Here is a 19,787-nt window from a genome sequence, read left to right as displayed (position 1 = left end):
ACACCGCTCTGAAGGAACGACTGTGCTCGTGACGCTTTGAAAACAGCTTCTAACGGACATTGGCGCCTAAAAAGGCAGGCTGATTCTACGGCAAAAAAAAATTAAAGGTAAGTCAGTGTTTATTGGACTTTGGTGGTGGCGGTCACCAGAGCCCGATTCTCCACAGGCCCTGAACTTTGAGGGGTGATCAATGGCCGACAAAGGGCTAACATGCCGGCCTGTTCTGCTTTTTCGCGTTTTGCCTATCTATGCCCAATCAGACCATCAAGACTCCCTGCGTCGGCCTCTGCTCCACTGTTTACGGTGATCTGGTGTGCCGTGGCTGCAAGCGTTTCCACCACGAAGTGATCCACTGGAACGGTTACAACGAGGAAGAAAAGCGCGCGGTATGGCTGCGTCTTGAGCAGTTGCTGTCACAGGTGATGGCCGCCAAGGTGGAAATTTTCGATCCGGCGCTGCTCCGAATGCAGCTGGAGCAGCGCAAGATCCGCTTCGTGCCCCATCAATCGGAATATTGCTGGGCCTACCAGTTGATCGCGCGCGGTGCGCGGGTGATCAACAACCTGGAAGCCTACGGGATGGTGCTGCTGCCGGAGTTTCGCGAGTGGAACCTGCCGGAATTGCGCGACGCCATTGATCGGGAATTTTTCCTGCTCTCCGAAGCCCATTACCAGCGCTATATTGCGCCGGGGTTCCTGCAAGACGCCTTTGGCGGCTGACCCGCTGATATGTGGCGAGGGGGCTTGCCCCCGTAAGGCGGCGCAGCCGTCGCAAATTGAGCTGGCACAGTACATCTGCCGGAATGCAGGGGGCCGCTTCGCGACCCAGCGGGGGCGAGCCCCCTCGCCACAAAAGCATGTTCGGCTTCAATGCTTGTCCGCAATCTCCTCGAGATGATCCGCCACTTCCATCGGCTTGAGCACCAGCACATCGCTCTCGACCGCATCGAGCACCACTTCCGCCGTATTGCCGATCAACGCCCCTGACAACCCGCTGCGCGCTACGGTGCCGATCACCGTCACCGCTGCCTGCAGTTTGTGCACCATGAACGGAATCAGCACATCCGCCGGGCCTTCCTCGATGTGCAGGTGGTCATCGTCGATGTCGAATTCCGCCTGGAACGCCTTGCACTGTTCGCGATAGCGCGCCTGGATGGTTTCGCTCAGTTGAAACGTCGGGTCGGCCGCCGACAGCATCGGCGACGGGTGGGCGCTGATCACGTGCAGGCGGGCCTTGGCCAGGGTTGCGATGTCATAGCCATGATCGATGATGGTGTTGTGCAGGTGGCGATGTTCCTGGTCGGTGTTACCGACGTCGATGGCTGCCAGGATCACTTTGTCTTTCCATGAATCGGCGGTTTTCACCAGCAGCACCGGAGTCGGGCAGGACCGCAACAGCTTCCAGTCCTGCGGGGTCAGCAGGGCTTTTTTCAACGGACTGTCGGGGAAGTGCTGCTTGACCACCAGGCCGCAACCTTCGGCTTGCTGCACATCGACGATGGTTTGGTGCTGGCTGTCGTTCCAGGCTTGCTCGGTGGTGACGCTGTAGCCGTCCTCCGTCAGAGCGGCCTTGAGCACACCCAACATGCCACTGTGATCATGCTTGGGGTCGCACACCAGCAGATGCAACTGCGCCTGGGTCACACCTGCGATCAACTTCGCCCGTTTGAGCGCCAGGCTTTCCGAGTGCTCGGGTTCGATGACCACCAGAATGCTGCGAATGGCTTGCATGAGCGGGATCTCCTGAAAATGAAAAAGCACGGCGTTGCACAACTATAGTTGCTGTCGGCGATTCGGGGACTTGATGCATATCAACGGTCGGCGACTGGTGGTCTGCGGGCAGGCCGGTATAATCGGCGCCCTTCGTTTTGAACCTATTTTTCCGTGAGCCCCATGATCCTTCCCGAAATTCACGAGTTCCTTGGCTGCCGCACCCCCGACGGCTGGATCCAGGCCGCGCTGGCCGATCAGGAAACCCTGCTGATCGACCACAAGAACTGCGAATTCAAGGCCGCCAGCACCGCGTTGAGCCTGATCGCCAAGTATCACTCCCACGTCGATCTGATCAACATGATGTCGCGCCTGGCCCGGGAAGAACTGGTGCACCACGAACAGGTCATGCGCCTGATGAAACGGCGCAAGATCGAACTGCGCCAGCTGTCCGCCGGGCGCTATGCGTCGGGGCTGCGCAAGGTGGTGCGCAGTCACGAGCCGGTGAAACTGGTGGACACCCTGGTGGTCGGTGCCTTCATCGAAGCCCGCAGTTGCGAGCGTTTCGAAGCGCTGGTGCCGCACCTGGACGAAGAACTGGGCAAGTTCTATTTCGGTCTGCTCAAGAGCGAGGCCAGGCATTTCCAGGGTTACCTGAAGCTGGCCTACCAATATGGGGACGCCAAGGACATCGCCCAGGTGATCGACAAGGTCCGTGCCGCCGAGCAGGAACTGATCGAATCCCCGGATGTTGAGTTCCGCTTCCATAGCGGTGTACCGGCCGCCGCATAAACACCGCAACCCATTGTGGGAGCGAGCTTGCTCGCGATGACGGATCAGGCAGTCACACCTGAGGTGGCTGACAGACCGCTATCGCGAGCAAGCTCGCTCCCACAGGTTCCGGTGTTAACTGACAGGTATCAGTTTTCTGGCGGGCGCTCAGCTTAGAAATCCCACTTGGTGGTCAACATCACGTTGCGTGGTTCGCCGTAGTACGTGGTGTCGAAGTTGCCCAGGCCCGTCAGGTAGCGTTTGTCGAAGACGTTGTTGGCGTTGACGGTGAAGCTCAGGTTTTCGTTGAACTGGTAGCGGCTCATCAGGTCGACGAGGGTGTAGCCACCTTGCTTGATGCGGGTGTCGCCGCCCGTTGTCGGGCTGTAGATCTTGCCGTAGAACGCGCTCTGCCAGCTGATTCCGCCACCGATGGTCACCTGATCCAGTGCGCCGGGCAGGCGGTAGGTGGTGAACGTACGCACGACATGTTCCGGTTTGGAGGTCGCCAGCGGGAAGCCAAAGATGCGCTGTTCATCAGCGTCACGGGTGCGGGCGTAGGTATAGCCGGCCGACAGGTTCCAACCTTCGGCCGCTTCACCGGCCAGTTCCAGTTCCACACCCTTGGTGGTTGCGCCGTCGATGGCTTTGTAGATGCCTTCGTTGGTGACCGGGTTGGTACCGATCGATTCGGCGAGGTTGTCTTGCTCGATGCGGAAGAAGGCCAGGCTGGCGTTCAGTCGCCCGTCGAAGTAAGCGGCTTTCAGGCCGGCTTCGTAACTGGCGCCCTCGACCGGTGCCAGGGTCGAACCGTTGGCGTCCTTGTAGGTTTGTGGCTGGTAGATGCTGGTGTAGCTGGCGTATGCAGAATAGGTGTCGTCCAGGTCATAAACCACACCGGCATAGGGCGTGACCACGCCATGTTCCTTGTAGCTGGCATGGGTGTCATCGAGTCCCGCACCCGGATAGTACGAATAATCCTCGTTGTACTTGAAGGTGCTCAGGCGGCTGCCGAGGATGATCGACAGATCGTCGGTCGCGTGCAGGCGCGTGGCCAGGTACAGGCCATTCTGGCTTTGGGTGCGTTCGTACTTGCCGTTTTTCGGGAAGTTCTGTTCCGGCAGATCGCCGCTCCAGTCGTAGATGCTGCCCGGGACCAATTCGAAGGCGCTGGTGTCGTAGGTCGCGCCGGTCTGGCGCGAGTGGGAAGCCATGAAGCCAGCCACCAGTTCATGCTCGCGGCCTCCCAGGGTGAAGGGGCCAGTGACGTTCACGTCAGCGGTGTTTTGCACGCGATGACCTTCCCAGCGACCCCAGTACAGGAACATGCCTTCACCAGTGGCGCGGTCCGGGTTGCCGCCGCTGGCCGAGGCCAGGCGAGTGTCGTGATCGGTGGTTTTCTGGTCGATGCTGGCCTTGAACTTCCAGTCGTTGGCCAGAGCCTGTTCCAGGGAGGCGAAGTAAGTGATGTCGTCGAAGTCGCGACGACTCCAGTCGGCGCCCGGGTTGAAGTGACGGGGGAAGTCGGTACGGCCTCCGTCCGAGAAGTACACCGGGTTGCCGGTCCAGGACGAGCCGCGCGGGGTGGTGCTTGACTTGTCGACGCCGAAGGTCAGCAGGGTGTCGGGTGTCAGATCGGCTTCGAGGATGCCGTAGAACAGGTCTTTCTTCTGGCTGTAATGATCCTGGTAGGAGTTCTTGTCGGAATAAGCGCCGACAAAGCGGCCACGCACACTGCCGGAATCGTTCAGCGAACCGGAAATATCGCCGACGCTGCGATACGCGTCCCAGTAACCGACGGTGCCGCTGATCGACGCCTTGAATTCCTTGGTCGGCTTCTTGCGGATCAGGTTGACGGTGGCGGACGGGTCGCCCGAACCGGTCATCAGGCCGGTCGCACCCTTGACGATTTCGATGCGGTCCAGGCTGGACGCGTCGTCGCCGTTGTTAGGGTTTTCACCGTAGACACCGTCATACGGAATGTTCACGCCGTCGTACTGGAAGTTGGTGATGGCAAAGCCGCGGGCGGAAAACTCGGTGCGGTCACTGTCGTACTTCTGCGTCGAAATGCCGGGGGTGTTGCGTAGCGCGTCGCCGATGCTCTGCACACCGCGGTCGTCCATCTGCTGACGGGTAATGACGGTCACCGATTGCGGCGTTTCGCGGATCGACAGGGGCAGGCCGGTGGCCGTGGATGTTGAACCGGTGGTGTAGGAGTGGGTGCCTTCGGTGGTAGCGCCCAGCGCCTGGCCGGAAATGGTCGTTGCGCCCAGTTGCAGTACGCCGTCGTCCCGGGCCGACTTCTTTTCGGCATCGGTTTCAGCGGCGTGGACAACGGGTACAAGGCTCAGCAGGGCGGCAGGCAAGGCCAGCGCGAGAGGGCACAAGGCAAAACGGAAACGGGCGACAAGCGGGTGCGACATGGGGATCCCTTTGCATCGAATCGATCGGTAGTTGAAGTGCTTCTGAGGGGTTGACCGAACGAAAAACGCAAAGGGGAACTGCCGTATGAAAAAAACTGATAATTATTCTCGGCAGGCCAGGCCGAGACGCTCATGCCACTGGGCGATGGATTCTTGAGCGTACCCTGAACAGCCTAGACCGTAAGGGCTACTCGACCGGCACCAGAATCGCGTCGCCGGTCGCCACCAGTTTCAATTGACCGCCTGTTTGCGCGAACAGTTCGGCGCGGGCTAATACCTGTTTCTTGCCGGCCTTCACCACTCGGCCCCGGGCGATGAACACTTCACCGATCGCAGGTGCCAGGCAGTTCACTGAAAAGTGCGAGGCCAGCACGTTGCCCGCCACAGTCCCGGCGGCAAATCCGCAGGCGGTGTCGAGCATCGCGCCAATCAGGCCGGCATGCAGGAAACCGGCGTATTGCGCCATGTCGTTTTCACGAAAGGCCATGGTGAGCTCGGCTTCGCCAGTTTCGGCGCGGGTGACTTCAAAGCCGGCCCAGCGGTTGAAGGCCGAGGTTGAGTTGATCTGTTTGAGTGTGTTGAGCATGGCGAGTCCCTCCGGTTGAGGGTTCAACATGCGCCGGGTTCGGGGGCATGTCATCGTTGATCAGCCAGCGTGATAGGGCGGTGGATTTATGGTGAATATACTGGCCCCATCGCGAGCAAGCTCGCTCCCACATTTGGAATGCAATCCCCTGTGGGAGCGAGCTTGCTCGCGAAGAACGATAACGCGGTCCCACTGGACGCCCACGAAAGGCCAAGTCAGCATGTCCCCCTCGAAACCGGGACATGACCCCATGCGACGCTTACCCTCCCTGGCAGCCCTGCGAACCTTCGAATGCGCCGCCCGTCACGCCCATTTCGGTCGGGCGGCGGCCGAGTTGTGTGTCACCGACAGCGCGGTCAGCCACCAGATTCGCCAACTCGAAGAACAACTCGGTGTGCCGCTGTTCGTGCGCGAGGGCCGGCAGATTCGCCCGACCCTGGCCGCCGGGCGCCTGATGCAAAGTTTGCAGCAGGCTTTCGAACTGATTGGCGATGCCTGCGATGAACTGCGCGACCCTTCATCCCTGGCGGTATTGCGTCTGGCGGTCACCGCCGAGCTGGCGCAAAAGTGGCTGATGAGTCGTCTCACGGATTTCTACGCGCGTTACCCGCACATCACCTTGCATCTGTACGAACAGCCGATCGACGCCACGGCGCCCGGGGAAGACATCGACCTGGCGATCACCTACGGCACCGGCCCGGTGGACAGCACCGCGTATTTCGTCCGACCGCTGCCTGCGTTGCAGTTCTTCCCGGTGTGCAGCCCCGGCCTGTTCAACCAGGGCACCCTGAAAACCCCGAAGGACCTGGCCCGCCACTGTCTGCTGCACGACGACCAGGACGGCAAGACCTGGACCGCGTGGCTTACCAGCCATGCCGGTGACCAGCGCCCTGATCGTCAACTGTATTTCGCCCACGCCGGGCTGGCACTGGAGGCCGCGGCCCAAGGGCAGGGCGTGGCCATGGGCGACAACTTGACGGCCCAGGAAGATTTGCTCAGCGGGCGGCTGGTACGGCCGTTCACCTCGAGCATGACCGCGCTGGGCCAATATGCGCTGGTGTGCGAGCGGCTGCGGCTGGAGCGTCCGGCGGTGGCGCAAATGCTGGAATGGTTCAACGATCAGTTGCTCGATTGATGAGTTGAATTCAAGTACTCCGAAATAATCATCGTTGGCGAGCCAGTCGCTGTCGCCCTTAGCCTGTGGTCATTCCAATCCCCGCTGAAGAGGTTTGACCATGGCCCGTTTGCTCGACACCACTCCCAAACAGGACGGTTTCCGTCTGCCCGGCGAATTCGAAGCCAAGTCCGGTTGCTGGCTCGGCTGGCCGGAGCGTACCGACGTCTGGCGCAACGGTGCCAAGCCGGCGCAGAAAGTCTGGGTGCAGATCGTCACCGCCATTTCCATGAGCGAACCGGTCACCGTGTGCGCCTCGGCGGCACAGTTCGCCACCGCGCGCCGCCAGTTGCCGCCGCAAGTACGCGTGGTCGAAATGACCTGCAACGACACCTGGTTCCGCGACAGCGGCCCGTGTTTTGTGGTCAACGACCAGAGTGGCGAAGTGCGCGGCGTCGACTTCGAATTCAACGCCTACGGCGGCCTCGACGGCGGCTTGTACTATCCGTGGGACAAGGACGACCAGATCGCCGGCAAGATCCTTGAAATCGAACGCTTCGACCGCTATCGCGCACCGTTGATCGCCGAACTGGGCGGCATCCAGAGCGACGGCCAGGGCAGCATCCTGACCACTGAGCAATGCCTGCTCAACCGCAATCGCAACCAGCACCTGGGCAAGGACGAAGTCACCCGCCGCCTGACCGATTACCTCGGCGCCGAGCAGGTGATCTGGCTGCCGCGGGGCTGCAAGTTCGATGAAACCGACGGCCACGTCGACGACCTCGCGTGCTTCGTGCGCCCCGGTGAAGTGGTGTTGCAATGGACCGACAACCGCGACGACCCGCAATGGGAAATCTATCAGGAGGCCTACGACATCCTGCGCAGCACCCGCGACAGTCGTGGCCGCGAGTTGATCGTGCACAAGCTGCCGCAGCCGGATGTGCTGGAGTGGACCGCCGAAGAAGCCGAAGGCCTGGACCGGCAGGACAGCACCCATACCCGCCAGGCCGGGACGAAAATCTGCGCGTCGTACATCAACTACTACGCCGGTAACAGCTCCATCGTGGTGCCGCTGTTTGGTGATCGCAACGACAAAGTGGCGCTGGCGACCCTGGCCGAGCTGTTCCCGCAACACAGCATCGTCGGCATCGAAAACTCCCGGGAAATCCTCCTCGGTGGCGGCAACGTCGCGTGCATCACCATGCCGCAGTACGCCGTCACCACCTCCAACAAAAAGGGAGCGTGATCGTGGGCCTGCACAAACTGACTCAAGCAATACTGCTGGTGCTTGCACCCCTGTGTGTGCAGGCTGCCGACACCGCCAAACCGGTGGTCAACCTGTACATCTGGGGCGAGTACCTGGCCCCGGACACCTTGAAGAATTTTGAAGCGAAAACCGGCATCCATGTGGTGGTCGACCACTTCGACTCCCTGGAAACCGTCGAGACCAAGCTGCTCACCGGCCGCAGTGGCTACGATCTGGTGCTGACGGCGGGGCAGCACCTGTCCCGGGCCATCGAGAGTGGCGCGGTGCAGACGGTCGACAAGCAGCAACTGCCGCACTTTGCCGGCGTCGGCGAGGAGTTCCGCCAGCACATGGCGGTGTTCGATCCGGGCAACCGCTATGCCGGGATCTACGCCTGGGGCACCACGGGTGTGGGGTATCAGGAACAGGCTGTCAAACAGCGCCTGCCCGACGCGCCGACCGACAGTTGGGCGATGCTGTTCGATCCGGCCGTGGTCTCGAAATTCGCCGATTGCGGGGTCAGCTTGCTCAACGATCCCAACGAAGTGTTTGCGGCGGTCATGAAGTACATGGGCCTGGACATCAACCGCCAGAACCTCGATGACCTGAAGTTGGCCGAGCAGCAACTGGCGAAGATTCGTCCGTACATCCGCTACTTCGACAACGACCTGAACATCAGCGACCTGGCCAACGGCAACACCTGCGTGGCGATGTCGTGGAACGGCAACGTGGCCATCGCGGCGGGCCAGGCCGAGGCGGCGGGCAAGCCGTACTCGCTGAATTACCGGATTCCGAAGGAGGGCACGTTGATCTGGTTCGATGCCATGGTCATTCCCAAGGACGCGCCGCATCCGCAGGCCGGCCTGGCGTTGATGGATTACCTGATGACCCCGCAAGTGATCGCGCCGATCACCGACACCATCCACTACGCCAATGCGATCACGGCGGCGGACGGCTTGATCGACCCGGCGATTCGCAACGATCCGGGGACGTATCCGCCGGCCGCGGTCCGGGCTTCGCTGTACAGCAAGAATGACAATGGCAAGGCGTTCAACCGGGCGTTGATCAGGGCGTTCAGTCGGTTGAAGTCGGGGTTGTGACTGGTCCTTGATGGTGTGGTGTCGCTACTGACGCCATCGTCGGATCGCCGCCCGGAGCAAGCTCGCTCCCACAGGTTTTGTGTCTGCCAAAGATTTTATGTACACAGAGTCCATGTGGGAGCGAGCTTGCTCGCGATGAACGATAACGCGGTCTACCGGCCAGGCACCCGCCACAAATACCAAGAGGCCACCGTCCGGTAAGGGCTCCACCCCAACCCGATCTCGATCATCTGCTTGCGTGTCGGCTGCACCTCCAGGCCCTTGAGTCGCCTATAGCCCTCACGCACGCCAAAGTCATCGGCCGGCAGGATATCCTGCCGCTCCAGGCTGTAGATCAGCAGCATCTCCACGGTCCAGCGGCCCACGCCGCGCAACGTGATCAGGCGTTCGATCAGTGCTTCATCGTCCATGGCCAGCGCCGTGGCGTAATCGGGCACCACGCCGTCCAGCGCCGCCTGGGCGATGCCCTGAATGGTCGCGATCTTGCTCGCGGAAAATCCGCAACTGCGCAGTCGGTCGAAATCGGTCGCGACGATCTGTTCAGGCTTGGGAAACGCACCCGAACCGAACAGTGCCAGCAGCCGGCCGACAATCGCATCGCCTGCCTTGGCGTGCAGTTGCTGATAGGCAATCGCCCGCACCAGCGACTCATAGGGATCACGGGCCGCGTGCGGCTGATGCAGGCACGGGCCGACGGCGTCGATGTGGCGGCGCCAGTCGTCATCGATGGCCGCCAGGAACGCACTGGCCGCCTGATAGCCGTCGGCCATGGGCTCAGGCTTTCCCGGACGGTTTCAACAGGGCGTTCACTTCGCCATAGGTGAGGGCCTTCAGGTCGTGGGTATCGAACTTGCCGGTTTGCAGAAAGCTTTTGGCGATGCCGGCCATGGCACCGTAGAGGAATTCGGCGATGCCTGAACCTGCGGACAGGCGGCGCACACCAATTTCTTTGAGCACTTCGGGTGACGGCAGGCCCGGGAAGCCAAGCACATTCAATGGCAGCGAGGTGCCGTGGCACAGCGCCTTGATCTCGTACTCCGCGGTAACGCCCGCGGCAAACAGGCCATTGGCACCGGCCGTCTGATACAGCGCGGCGCGCCTGAGGGTTTCGGCGACGCGATCTTCGGCAGGCACCAGACCCCGAAGATAAACATCGGTGCGCGCATTGATGAACAGGTTCACGTTACGTCGATCGGCCACCTGGCGCGCGGTTTCAATCTTGCGTACCAGTAATTCCGGCGGCGAGGAGCCGTCCTCGATATTGATTCCGACAGCGCCGGCGGCGATTACGGCGTCAACCACTGTTGCCACCCGTTCCAGGTCATCGGAGTAACCGGCTTCGATGTCCACGGTCAGTGGCACCGAAATGACCCGGGCAATCGACTCGACCGTCGAGACCAGGCGCTCAAGGGGCAGGGTGTTGCCGTCCGGATAGCCATGTACCCAGGCCACCGCCGCACTGCTGGTGGCGACGGCCTTGTTGCCCAGTTGCTCCACCAGCCGCGCACCGGCGGCATCGGCGACGTTGGTGAGGATCAGCAAACCCTCGTGATGCAGTTGGTGCAGTTGATTGTCGAGCCTGTCCATCGAGTTTCCTTCCTTATGAAAAAACTGTGGGGGGATCAGAACGCCAGCTGCTCCGTGAGCTGCACCGCTGCGTTTTCCAGCCTGAGCAGAAACGCCTTGCGCGGCTGGCCTCCAGCGTAGCCGGTCAACGAGCCGTCGGCGCCGATCACCCGGTGGCAGGGCACGACAATCGATAAGCGGTTATGCCCGTTGGCCAGGCCCACCGCCCGGCTGGCACCGGGCTTGCCCAGAATCGCCGCAATGGCGCCGTAGGTGGTGGTCCGGCCGTAAGGGATCTTCGCCAGTTCAGCCCAGACCCGGCGGGAAAACTCGCTACCGGGCATGTGCAAGGCCACGCTGAACTCAGTGAGCGTACCGGCGAAATACGCGGACAACTGCTCTTCGATCTGCTGCAAATGCGCGTTGTGCCCCGGTGCCACGGCATAACCGAAACGGTTTTGCAGCGCCTGGACCGAAGGGTTCAGCGAGGCCTGATCGAGAAACTCCAGCAGCACCAGCCCACGCCGTTCGGCCATGGCGATCATCGGCCCCAGGGGGGTGGTCAGGCGCGTGAACAGCAGCGGCTCGCTGTTGGCCGCCCGGCCCGGGGTGATGTGAAAGGATTTTTGAAAGGCATCGCGAAAACCGCTCAGGGACTCGTAGCCGGAATCGAAGGCGACTTCATCGATGGAGTCGCCCTGTTTGATCCCGCCCAGCGCCATGCCCAGGCGCCGGGTGCGCAGCCAGGCGTGGAAGGTCATGCCGAAGTGCTGCTTGAACCAGCGACGCAGTTTCAGTGGTTCGATGCCTTCAGCCAGTAGCCGGGCGTCGGTCCAGCGCTGTTCCGGGTCGGCGTCTACCGACTTGAACAGTTTCTGCACCCAGTCCGGCGCGCTGGCGGCGGTGTCCAGCGGTTTGCAGCGCTTGCAGGCGCGATAGCCCGCCGCCAGGCATTGTTCGGCGCTGGCAAAGAACTCGACGTTCTCAGGCTTCGGGCTGCGGGCGGTGCAACCGGGACGGCAGAAGATGCCTGTGGTCTTGACCGCCGTGAAAAACACCCCCTCGTAGGAGGTGTCTCGTTCGAGCATGGCGCGAACCATCTCGGCACGGGGCGGTAGAAGCGTTTTTTGTAGGTTCATGGGCCCAGCATAGATCGCGTCATGGGCGACCTCCACCGGAAAATCGACAGCGAATTTCGCTCCTTTGAACACTGCGAGTCAATGTGGGAGCGAGCTTGCTCGCGATGGCGGTGTGTCAGGCAGCATCAATGTTGAATGTGAGACAGCAATCGCGAGCAAGCCCGCTCCCACATGGGAAAAATATCTACTTCAGGCGCGTCTGGCCATCAGAAGTACCGAAGCCGCCGCCGACAACAACCCGGCGCAGCAGCGGTTGAACATCCGCTTGCCCGATGGCCTGGCGAACCAGCGGCGCATGTGCAGGCCCATGTAGGCGTAAGCGCCGATGGCGACCCATTCCAGCACCAGAAACAGCGCGCCCAGCACCACGAACTGCGGCGCAATGGCGTGGGTCGAGTCGATGAATTGCGGCAGGAACGCGGTGAAAATCAGGATGGCCTTGGGGTTGCCGGCCGCGACCAGGAATTCCTGCCGGGCCAGCGCCAGCGTGCCCACGGGCGCTGAGGTGACCACGTTTTCCACACCCGGATCTGCGCGCCACAATTGCCAGGCGAGGTAGAACAGGTATGCCGCGCCAAGGATCTTGATGGCGTAGAACAGCAGCTCAGAGGTTTGCAACACCACCGCCAGCCCCGCCGAGGCCAGGGCAATCATCCCGGCGAACGCCAGCAACCGGCCGATGCCGGCCACGCACGCGGTGCGGTAGCCATAGCGGGTCGAATTGCTGACCGACAACAGGTTGTTGGGGCCTGGCGCCATGTTGAGGGCAAAACAGGCCGGCAGAAACAGGGTGAGGGTGGCGAGGTCCATGGTGGGCTCCTGTAGCAAGAGCGCTATTTTTATCACGGCTCACCCTTGGCCAGACCCATACAGTCATGGGCGCAAACCACCGTACACGGGGTTATTTCGCGAACTTTTTCGCCCCGGCGACGCAGAGGATCACGGCGACGGTGACACCCAGCATGCCGAGGCTGACATGCTCATGCAGCAGGGTGGCGGCCAGGGTCAGCCCGAAAAACGGCTGAAGCAGCTGCAATTGCCCGACGGCGGCGATGCCCCCTTGGGCCAGGCCGCGATACCAGAACACGAAACCGATCAGCATGCTGAACAGCGAGACGTAAGCCAGGCTGAACCAGGCCGGCGTGCTGATGCCGGTGAACGAAGCCGGCATGCGCATCCAGCTGAGCACGGCCACGACCGGCAGCGACAGCACCAGCGCCCAGCTAATCACCTGCCAGCCACCGAGGGTGCGCGACAGTTTCGCGCCTTCGGCATAACCCAGGCCGCAGGCGAGGATGGCCAGCAGCATCAGGATGTCGCCTTGGGGGGAGGCGGTCAGCCCTTGGGACAGGGCAAACCCGACCACCAGCAGGCTGCCCAGCACCGAGAAAATCCAGAATGCCGCCCTTGGCCGCTCGCCGCCGCGCAGAACGCCAAACACCGCTGTTGCCAGGGGCAACAGGCCGACGAAGACAATGGAGTGCGCGGAAGTCACGTATTGCAGCGCCAGCGCGGTCAACAGGGGAAAGCCGATGACCACGCCCAGGGCGACGATCATCAACGGAATCAGTTGCTGGCGCGCCGGGCGTTTTTCCTTGAATAACCACAGCAGGCACAGCGCCAGGACCGCCGCGATGGTCGCGCGCGCAACCGTCAGGAACACGGGGTCAAACTCCAGCACCGCCACCCGTGTCGCCGGCAGCGAGCCGCTGAAGATCACCACGCCGATCAGGCCGTTGACCCAGCCGCTGGTGCTGTTTTCCAGCGTCCGGGGTTGCAGGTTCGAAGTCCGTTCCATTTGGCTCACGCTCATTGTCTGATTGCACGAAACTCATCCTATGAGCGACTATCGATACAATCAAAAAATTGTCATGGATACATCTCGACATGCCTCGATCCCGCTACAAGACTCTGGTAGATGCCTTTGCCGCCGACATCCGCTCCGGGCATCTGCCGCCCGGTACGCGCCTGCCGACTCACCGGCAACTGGCAACCGAGCACGGTCTGGCACTGGTCACCGCCAGCCGGGTGTATGCCGAGCTGGAGGGTATGGGCCTGGTCAGCGGCGAAACCGGACGCGGGACCTTTGTCAGGGAGACCTCGCTGCCGCCGGGGCAGGGCATCTCGCAGCATGTGGTGGCGGCGGGGATGATCGACCTGAATTTCAACTACCCGTCATTACCCGGTCAGGCCGACCTGTTGCGCACTGCCTTGCGTCAACTGGCGTTGTCCGGGGACCTTGAATCCCTCCTGCGCTATCAGCCTCACGCGGGACGCCTGCACGAACGGGCCTCCGTCGCGCGCCATCTGCTTGATCGGGGGCTGAGCGTGCCGGCTGAACAGGTGTTGATCGTCAGCGGCGCCCAGCATGGCCTGGCGGTGGCGATGATGTCGCTGCTCAAGCCTGGTGATGTGATCGCCGCCGATGCGCTGACCTATCCCGGTTTCAAGACGCTGGCCGAAACCCTGCATCTGGAAGTCTTGCCCATTCCGGTCACGGATACCGGGCCTGATCTGCCTGCCCTGGAAAAACTCTGTCGCAGCCGATCGGTACGGGCCGTGTACTCGATGCCGACCTTGCATAACCCGCTGGGCTGGGTGATGGACGCCGGTCAGCGCGAGCAACTGGTGGCGATTGCGCGCCGGCATGACCTGACGATCATCGAGGACGCCGCCTACGCGTTCCTGGCTGAAAACGTACCGCCACCGTTGGCCGAGCTGGCGCCGGAGAGGACGGTGTATGTGTCCGGTCTGTCGAAGAATGTCGCCACCGGGCTGCGCGTCGGTTTCATCGCCGCACCGGCGCAATGGGTCGCCGCCTTCGAGCGCACGATCATGGCGACCACCTGGAACACTCCCGGCGTTGTGACCGCCATCGCCACGGCCTGGCTCGACGATGGCACCGTCAGCCAACTGGAATCGCAAAAACGTGCAGACGCCCGGGCCCGGCAAGCCCTGGCCCGCGAGATGCTGGCAGGGCTCAGGACCATCAGTCACCCCAATTCCTACTTCATCTGGCTGCCGTTGGCGGAGGACGCCCGGGCCGACCAGATAGCCATGGCACTGATGCGCGAGCAGGTGTCGGTGTCGCCGGCCGAGCCTTTTGCGATTTCGGCCCACGTGCCGCACGCGATACGCCTGGCGTTGGGTTCGGTGGACATGGACTCGTTGCGCACTGCCTTGAGCAAAGTGAAAAACATCGTCAGCTATTACTCGTAGCGAGGCCGGGAAGGGTAGTTTTCTTCAATACGCGAGCCGGTGGGGTCTTTACCTTGAGGGCCTTGTTCAACTCGATGGAAGAAGGTGTGCAATGAGTCTGATGATGTCCATGGCAGCGTTTGCGCTGGTCGCGTCCATCACGCCGGGGCCGGTCAACATTGTGGCGTTGAGTTCCGGCGCGCGGTTTGGCTTCCGGGCCAGCCAGCGTCACGTGGCCGGGGCCACCCTGGGGTTTGTTTTGCTGTTGGTGCTGATGGGGTTGGGGCTGCATGAGTTGTTGCAACGATGGCCGGCACTGACGCAGGGGGTGCAATGGGCAGGCGTGGCGTTTCTGTTGTACATGGCCTTCAAGCTGGCGGCCGACAATGGGCAGGTGCAAGCCAGCGAATCGGCGCAGGCGCCGTCGATGCTGTATGGCGCCATCATGCAATGGCTCAACCCGAAAGCCTGGCTGGCCTGCGTGGCCGGCATGGGCGCGTTTGTCGCCGATGGCGAGGCACGACTGGTTTGGCAATTCGCCGCGATTTACCTGGTGATCTGCTATGCGTCGGTCGGCTGCTGGGCGTATGCCGGGACATTTCTGCGCGGCTTCCTGAACAACCCGGCCGGAATGCGCCTGTTCAATCGCACCATGGCGCTGCTGCTGGTGGTGAGCGCGGTGTACCTGTTGCTGCCGTAACGGCAGTCACTGCAGGTTTTGTGGCGAGAGAGCACTTTGTGGCGAGGGGGCTTGCCCCCGTTCGGCGGCGCAGCCGTCGTAAATCCTGCATGCAATGTATGTCTGAAAGAACGTCGGGGGCCGCTTCGCAGCCCAACGGGGGCAAGCCCCCTCGCCACAGGGGAGAGTCAGGCTCAAGAGCATCTTTGTGTTGCCTCAGCCCCGATACTGCCCCGGTGTCGCCGCCAGGTGCTGTTTGAATGCCCGTTGAAAATGCGCCTGATCGGCGAACCCCGCTTCCAGTGCCACGTCCGCAATCAGCTTGCCGCTGCGCAATTGATCCTGGGCGAACTGGATGCGCCGGTTCACCAGGAACGCGTGGGGCGTCATGCCGTAATGCTGTTTGAAGGCGCGGATCAGATAGGACGGTGACAGTTGCGCCGCCTCGCATATGTCTTCGAGCTTGAGGGTTTGCGTGCAGTGGTCGCGGATGTAATCGGCAGCACGCTCCAGCTTGAAATTGGGTTCGCGCAGCGGCTGATCGACCGGGTTGAACCGGAGTTGAACCTCGGTAAAGAACTCCACGGCCACGCTGTGTTTGCGCAGCACGTCTTGCTGTGGATCGACCAGTACCTCATACAAGCCCGCGAGGCCGGCAAACAGGTTGGCGTCCCGGGTATGGGTCACTGAAAAGCGGCGAAACGCCGCGTCATCGCTGAACCCGAGCTGATGTTGCAAATCGGTCAGCCACGGCGTATCGACGTACAGCATCAGGTACGACCAGGGTTGGTCTTCGATCGGGTTGCAGGCGTGGACGTCACCGGGGTTCATCAGCACGACAGTGCCGACGCTGACCTCGAACGCCGACTGCTCATGGAGATAGGTGCTGCGCCCGGCGGTGATCGCTCCGATGGAAAAGTGCTCGTGGGCATGCCGTGTGTAGCAGACTTCGCGCCCGTCGGCGATGGAGCGGGCTTCGATGAAAGGCAGGGCATCATCGCGCCAGAAGCGCGGGGCCTTGTCGGCGTTCTTGGCAACGGCGTGCTTCATGCTCGCTCCTCGGCAGGTCAGTGCCCGAGTGTATTAGCTCTCGCCGTCAAAGGCTCGTTGCAGTTCGGCGATATCGAGTTTTTTCATCTGCATCATCGCCTGCATGGCCCGTTGGGATTTTTTCGTGTCGGGGTCTTTGATCATGTCCATCATCGCGACGGGGACGATCTGCCACGACAACCCGAACTTGTCCCTGAGCCAGCCGCACTGCTGGGCCTCGGGCGCGCCGCCGGCCGACAGGTTGCCCCAGTAATGATCGACTTCTTCCTGGCTCAGGCAATTGACCTGAAACGAAACCGCCTCACTGAACGTAAACAGCGGCCCGCCGTTGAGCCCGGTGAAACTCTGCCCGTCGAGCTCGAAGCTGACGGTCATGACCGAACCTTCGGGCCGGCCGTGGAACTCGAATCCGGCGTGGCCGTAATGGGTGATGGCGGTGATTTTCGAATGGTCGAAGATCGAGCAATAGAACTTTGCCGCCTCTTCGGCCTGATTGTCGAACCACAGGCAGGGCGTGAGTTTTTGAACACGTTGCATGGCGGGCACTCCTCGGCAGGTTATGCATGCTGGATTACAGCGTAGCCAGCCTGAGTTCGTTCGGCAGTACCGTAGATCGCCAAACACCCGTTTCAGGCCACGATCAGAACGCCCATCGGGTGGTCAGTTGTACGGCGCGCGGTTCGCCATAAAACCCGGTGCCAAAGTTGCCAAGCCCGGTGTAGTAGGTTTTATCGAACAGGTTCTTCACGTTCAGTGTGGTGCTCAGGTGCTCGTTGAAGCGATAGCGCGCCATCGCGTCCACCAGGGCGTAACCGGGCTGGGTGATCGTCGTGTACTGACCGAAGTTCACCGTATCGGCGGGGTCGGGACGGAACACATTGCCAAAGAATTCGCTTTGCCAGTTCACGCCTGCACCGACGGTGAGCCTGTCCCAGGGTCCAGGCAGGCGGTAGGTGCTGAATACTCGCACCACCTGTTCCGGTGCAGTGGTTTGCAGCACCGAACCGTAGACGTAATCACCCTTGGCATCGCGGGTGTGGTTATAGGTGTAGCCGGCCGACAGGTTCCAGCCGTCCCGCAACTCGCCGGCCAGTTCGATCTCGAAGCCTTTGGTGGTGGCGCCCTGGACGGCACGGTACACCGACTCGGTATCAACGCCGCTGACATACTCGGCGATGTTGTCCTGTTCGATGCGGTACAGGGCGAACCTGGCGTTCAGGCGCCCATCGAAGTATTCAGCCTTGATGCCCGCTTCAAGACTTTTGCCTTGTACCGGATCGAGCAGTCGCCGGTTGGCGTCCTTGCTCATTTGCGGCTGATAGATGCTGGTGTAACTGGTGTACACCGAGTAAGTGTCGTCGAGGTCGTAGACCAGTCCGGCGTAAGGCGTGACGACACCGCTTTGACGATAGCTGTCGCGCAGGTCGGCGGTGTGCGGGTCGCTGTAATCCAGGTCGTCGTGCCCCGAGAAGTCGCTGACACGCGTGCCGAGGATCAGCGCCAGGTCATCGACGGGCTTGAGCCGGGTGGCCAGGTAGGCACCGGTCTGGCGCTGGACAATGTCGTTGGTGCCCACCCGTGGGATCCCGGGTTTCGCAAACTCGCCGCGCCAGTCGAAGATGCTGCCGTCCATTGGCGGGTACACCGAACCGTACACCGGGATGTCCTGGCGCGTGTTCATTGACATGAAACCGACGATCAGTTCGTGATCGCCACCCCATAGGGTGAATGGACCGGTCAGGTTGACGTCGATGTTGTCCTGAACCTGATCACCCGCGAACTTGCCCATGTACATGAACATGCCGTTACCGCTGACCGGGTCCGGGTTGCCGCCACTGGCGGAGGCGAGGAAGGTATCGTGCTGGCGGTGTTTGCGGTCGTAACTGACCTTGAGTGCCCAATCGTTGGTCAGTTGCTGCTGCACGGAGGCGAACACCGTCTGGTTGGTGAAGTCGCGACGGCTCCAGTCGGTGGCCGGGTTGAAGGAACGGGAGAAATCGGTGCGCGAGCCGTCGCTGTAGTACATCGGGAAACCGGTCCAGCTGGCGCCCCGGGAACGGGTGTCTTGCTGGTCGATACCGACGGTGACAAGGGTGTCCGGGGTCAAGTCGACTTCGACAATGCCGTAGGCGATGTCCTTGGTGCTGCGGTAGTGATCGGTGTAGGCGCTGCGGTCCTGGTGGACCCCGACCAGACGCCCGCGGAGATTTGCGCTGGCGCTCAGCGGGCCGGAAATATCGCCTTCGCTGCGATAGTTGTCCCATGAGCCGACGGTGCCGGTGACCGAGGCTTTGAATGCCGGGGTCGGGCGCTTGCGAATCAGATTGACGGTTGCCGAGGGATCACCCGCCCCGGTCATCAGGCCGGTCGCGCCTTTGATGATCTCAACGCGGTCATAGGGTGCCATGTCGGTGCTCGAGGTGCCGTAGTCGTAGACACCGTCGTAGTCGGTATTGACGCCGTCGTACTGGAAATTGGTGATCGGCAAGCCACGACTGGAAAATTCCCAGCGTTCGCTGTCGTAGTTTTGCACGCTGATGCCAGGAGTGCGGCGCAGGACATCGACGATGCTGGTGGCCCCTTGGTCGTCCATGAGTTGGCGGGTGATGACCGTGACCGATTGCGGCGTTTCGCGCAGGGACAGCGCCAAGCCAGTGGCTGAAGACGTCGAGCCGACGGTGTAGGCGCGGGAGTCTTCGCTGATCGTACCGGGTGCCTGCCCGGAAATGTTCGTCGCCCCCAGTTCCAGTGCATCTTGTGTCACGGCTGTGGCCAGCAGCACGTAGCTGCCGGTGCTCTGGCGTTGCGCTTGCAGGCCACTGCCTTGCAGCAGTCGTTGCAACGCTTGCTGCTGGCTGTAGACACCGTCAAGACCAGGGCTGCGTTTGCCGGCCGCGAGGTCATTGTGTCCGGCGAGAAAAATCCCGGCCTGTTCGGCAAAGCGGTTGAGGACGCTCACCAGCGATCCGGCAGCGATGGCGTAATGGCGTGCCTGGCTGCCGGGTTGTTCGCTGTTGACGAGGGGGGCGGCTTGAGTCCGCGACACGTCCAGGCCCGGCAAGACAACCGCCAGAGCCAGCATCAGCGGATGCAAGGCGAAGCGGTTGCGGGTAACGGTGGCGCGCGACATGGGGTTCCCGGGAGTCGGATCAATCGGCAATCGAGGTGCTTGAAGGGTTAACCGGACGAAAAAGGCAAAAGGGAAC

At 61.8% G+C, this 19,787-nt stretch carries 18 protein-coding genes; 7 read left to right on the top strand and 11 right to left on the bottom strand.

Annotation, left to right across the window (positions count from 1 at the left end):
- Positions 1-248: 248 nt before the first annotated feature.
- The gene (locus tag AC1Q6Y_RS16160) at positions 249-719 is read left to right on the top strand and encodes a DUF1289 domain-containing protein (protein WP_057715064.1); all 471 of its coding nucleotides are present in this window, start codon (positions 249-251) and stop codon (positions 717-719) included.
- Positions 720-866: 147 nt separating this feature from the next.
- Here AC1Q6Y_RS16160 and AC1Q6Y_RS16155 read toward each other — a convergent pair whose 3' ends face one another.
- On the bottom strand, positions 867-1,730 hold the full coding sequence (locus AC1Q6Y_RS16155; RefSeq protein WP_057715063.1) for a universal stress protein: 864 nt from the start codon (positions 1,728-1,730) through the stop codon (positions 867-869).
- 162 nt (positions 1,731-1,892) lie between these two features.
- On the opposite strand from AC1Q6Y_RS16155, the gene AC1Q6Y_RS16150 reads away from it, so the two are divergent.
- Positions 1,893-2,501, top strand: a complete 609-nt coding sequence (locus AC1Q6Y_RS16150; protein WP_007986374.1) for a MiaE family protein — start codon at positions 1,893-1,895, stop codon at positions 2,499-2,501.
- 152 nt (positions 2,502-2,653) lie between these two features.
- Here the strand turns inward: AC1Q6Y_RS16150 and AC1Q6Y_RS16145 are convergent, their stop codons facing one another.
- Both AC1Q6Y_RS16145 and AC1Q6Y_RS16140 read right to left on the bottom strand, forming a co-directional pair.
- Positions 2,654-4,903, bottom strand: coding sequence for a TonB-dependent siderophore receptor (locus tag AC1Q6Y_RS16145; protein WP_492624818.1), 2,250 nt, complete (start codon positions 4,901-4,903; stop codon positions 2,654-2,656).
- Between the two features lie 187 nt (positions 4,904-5,090).
- A complete protein-coding gene (locus AC1Q6Y_RS16140; RefSeq protein ID WP_492624817.1) occupies positions 5,091-5,489 on the bottom strand; it encodes a PaaI family thioesterase in 399 nt (132 codons plus the stop codon).
- Between the two features lie 250 nt (positions 5,490-5,739).
- On the opposite strand from AC1Q6Y_RS16140, the gene AC1Q6Y_RS16135 reads away from it, so the two are divergent.
- The 3 genes from AC1Q6Y_RS16135 to AC1Q6Y_RS16125 all read left to right on the top strand — a co-directional run bounded on the left by AC1Q6Y_RS16135 (position 5,740) and on the right by AC1Q6Y_RS16125 (position 8,949).
- Positions 5,740-6,624, top strand: coding sequence for a LysR substrate-binding domain-containing protein (locus AC1Q6Y_RS16135; RefSeq protein ID WP_090454991.1), 885 nt, complete (start codon positions 5,740-5,742; stop codon positions 6,622-6,624).
- Between the two features lie 100 nt (positions 6,625-6,724).
- Entirely contained in the window at positions 6,725-7,849 is a 1,125-nt protein-coding gene (aguA, locus tag AC1Q6Y_RS16130; RefSeq protein WP_090454992.1) for an agmatine deiminase, read from the top strand.
- 2 nt (positions 7,850-7,851) lie between these two features.
- Positions 7,852-8,949 carry an extracellular solute-binding protein gene (locus AC1Q6Y_RS16125; protein WP_492624816.1) on the top strand — a complete coding sequence of 366 codons (1,098 nt, stop codon included), beginning with the start codon at positions 7,852-7,854 and terminating at the stop codon, positions 8,947-8,949.
- Between the two features lie 152 nt (positions 8,950-9,101).
- Here AC1Q6Y_RS16125 and AC1Q6Y_RS16120 read toward each other — a convergent pair whose 3' ends face one another.
- The 5 genes from AC1Q6Y_RS16120 to AC1Q6Y_RS16100 form a co-directional block, all read right to left on the bottom strand.
- The gene (locus AC1Q6Y_RS16120) at positions 9,102-9,719 is read right to left on the bottom strand and encodes a DNA-3-methyladenine glycosylase family protein (RefSeq protein ID WP_492624815.1); all 618 of its coding nucleotides are present in this window, start codon (positions 9,717-9,719) and stop codon (positions 9,102-9,104) included.
- Positions 9,720-9,723: 4 nt separating this feature from the next.
- On the bottom strand, positions 9,724-10,536 hold the full coding sequence (locus AC1Q6Y_RS16115; RefSeq protein ID WP_492624814.1) for an isocitrate lyase/PEP mutase family protein: 813 nt from the start codon (positions 10,534-10,536) through the stop codon (positions 9,724-9,726).
- A 35-nt stretch (positions 10,537-10,571) separates the two neighbouring features.
- Positions 10,572-11,654 carry a bifunctional transcriptional activator/DNA repair enzyme AdaA gene (locus AC1Q6Y_RS16110; protein WP_407516715.1) on the bottom strand — a complete coding sequence of 361 codons (1,083 nt, stop codon included), beginning with the start codon at positions 11,652-11,654 and terminating at the stop codon, positions 10,572-10,574.
- Positions 11,655-11,843: 189 nt separating this feature from the next.
- Entirely contained in the window at positions 11,844-12,464 is a 621-nt protein-coding gene (locus AC1Q6Y_RS16105) for a LysE family translocator (RefSeq protein WP_492624813.1), read from the bottom strand.
- A gap of 91 nt (positions 12,465-12,555) precedes the next feature.
- Positions 12,556-13,452: a DMT family transporter gene (locus AC1Q6Y_RS16100; RefSeq protein ID WP_492624812.1), complete on the bottom strand. Its 897-nt coding sequence runs from the start codon at positions 13,450-13,452 to the stop codon at positions 12,556-12,558.
- Between the two features lie 89 nt (positions 13,453-13,541).
- On the opposite strand from AC1Q6Y_RS16100, the gene AC1Q6Y_RS16095 reads away from it, so the two are divergent.
- Positions 13,542-14,873 (top strand): aminotransferase-like domain-containing protein, encoded by a 1,332-nt coding sequence (locus AC1Q6Y_RS16095; protein ID WP_492624811.1) that lies wholly within the window; start codon positions 13,542-13,544, stop codon positions 14,871-14,873.
- 91 nt (positions 14,874-14,964) lie between these two features.
- Positions 14,965-15,552, top strand: coding sequence for a LysE family translocator (locus AC1Q6Y_RS16090; protein ID WP_489340505.1), 588 nt, complete (start codon positions 14,965-14,967; stop codon positions 15,550-15,552).
- Positions 15,553-15,747: 195 nt separating this feature from the next.
- Here AC1Q6Y_RS16090 and AC1Q6Y_RS16085 read toward each other — a convergent pair whose 3' ends face one another.
- The 3 genes from AC1Q6Y_RS16085 to AC1Q6Y_RS16075 form a co-directional block, all read right to left on the bottom strand.
- Positions 15,748-16,581 (bottom strand): AraC family transcriptional regulator, encoded by an 834-nt coding sequence (locus AC1Q6Y_RS16085; protein ID WP_159389829.1) that lies wholly within the window; start codon positions 16,579-16,581, stop codon positions 15,748-15,750.
- 33 nt (positions 16,582-16,614) lie between these two features.
- On the bottom strand, positions 16,615-17,118 hold the full coding sequence (locus tag AC1Q6Y_RS16080) for a VOC family protein (RefSeq protein WP_492624810.1): 504 nt from the start codon (positions 17,116-17,118) through the stop codon (positions 16,615-16,617).
- 103 nt (positions 17,119-17,221) lie between these two features.
- Positions 17,222-19,711 carry a TonB-dependent siderophore receptor gene (locus tag AC1Q6Y_RS16075; protein WP_492624809.1) on the bottom strand — a complete coding sequence of 830 codons (2,490 nt, stop codon included), beginning with the start codon at positions 19,709-19,711 and terminating at the stop codon, positions 17,222-17,224.
- Between the last annotated feature and the right edge of the window lie 76 nt (positions 19,712-19,787).

The organism is Pseudomonas sp. GW823-FHT06E10 (assembly GCF_058794995.1).
Note: the sequence above shows the minus strand (reverse complement) of the source record. Positions and strands in the feature narration are given on the sequence as shown.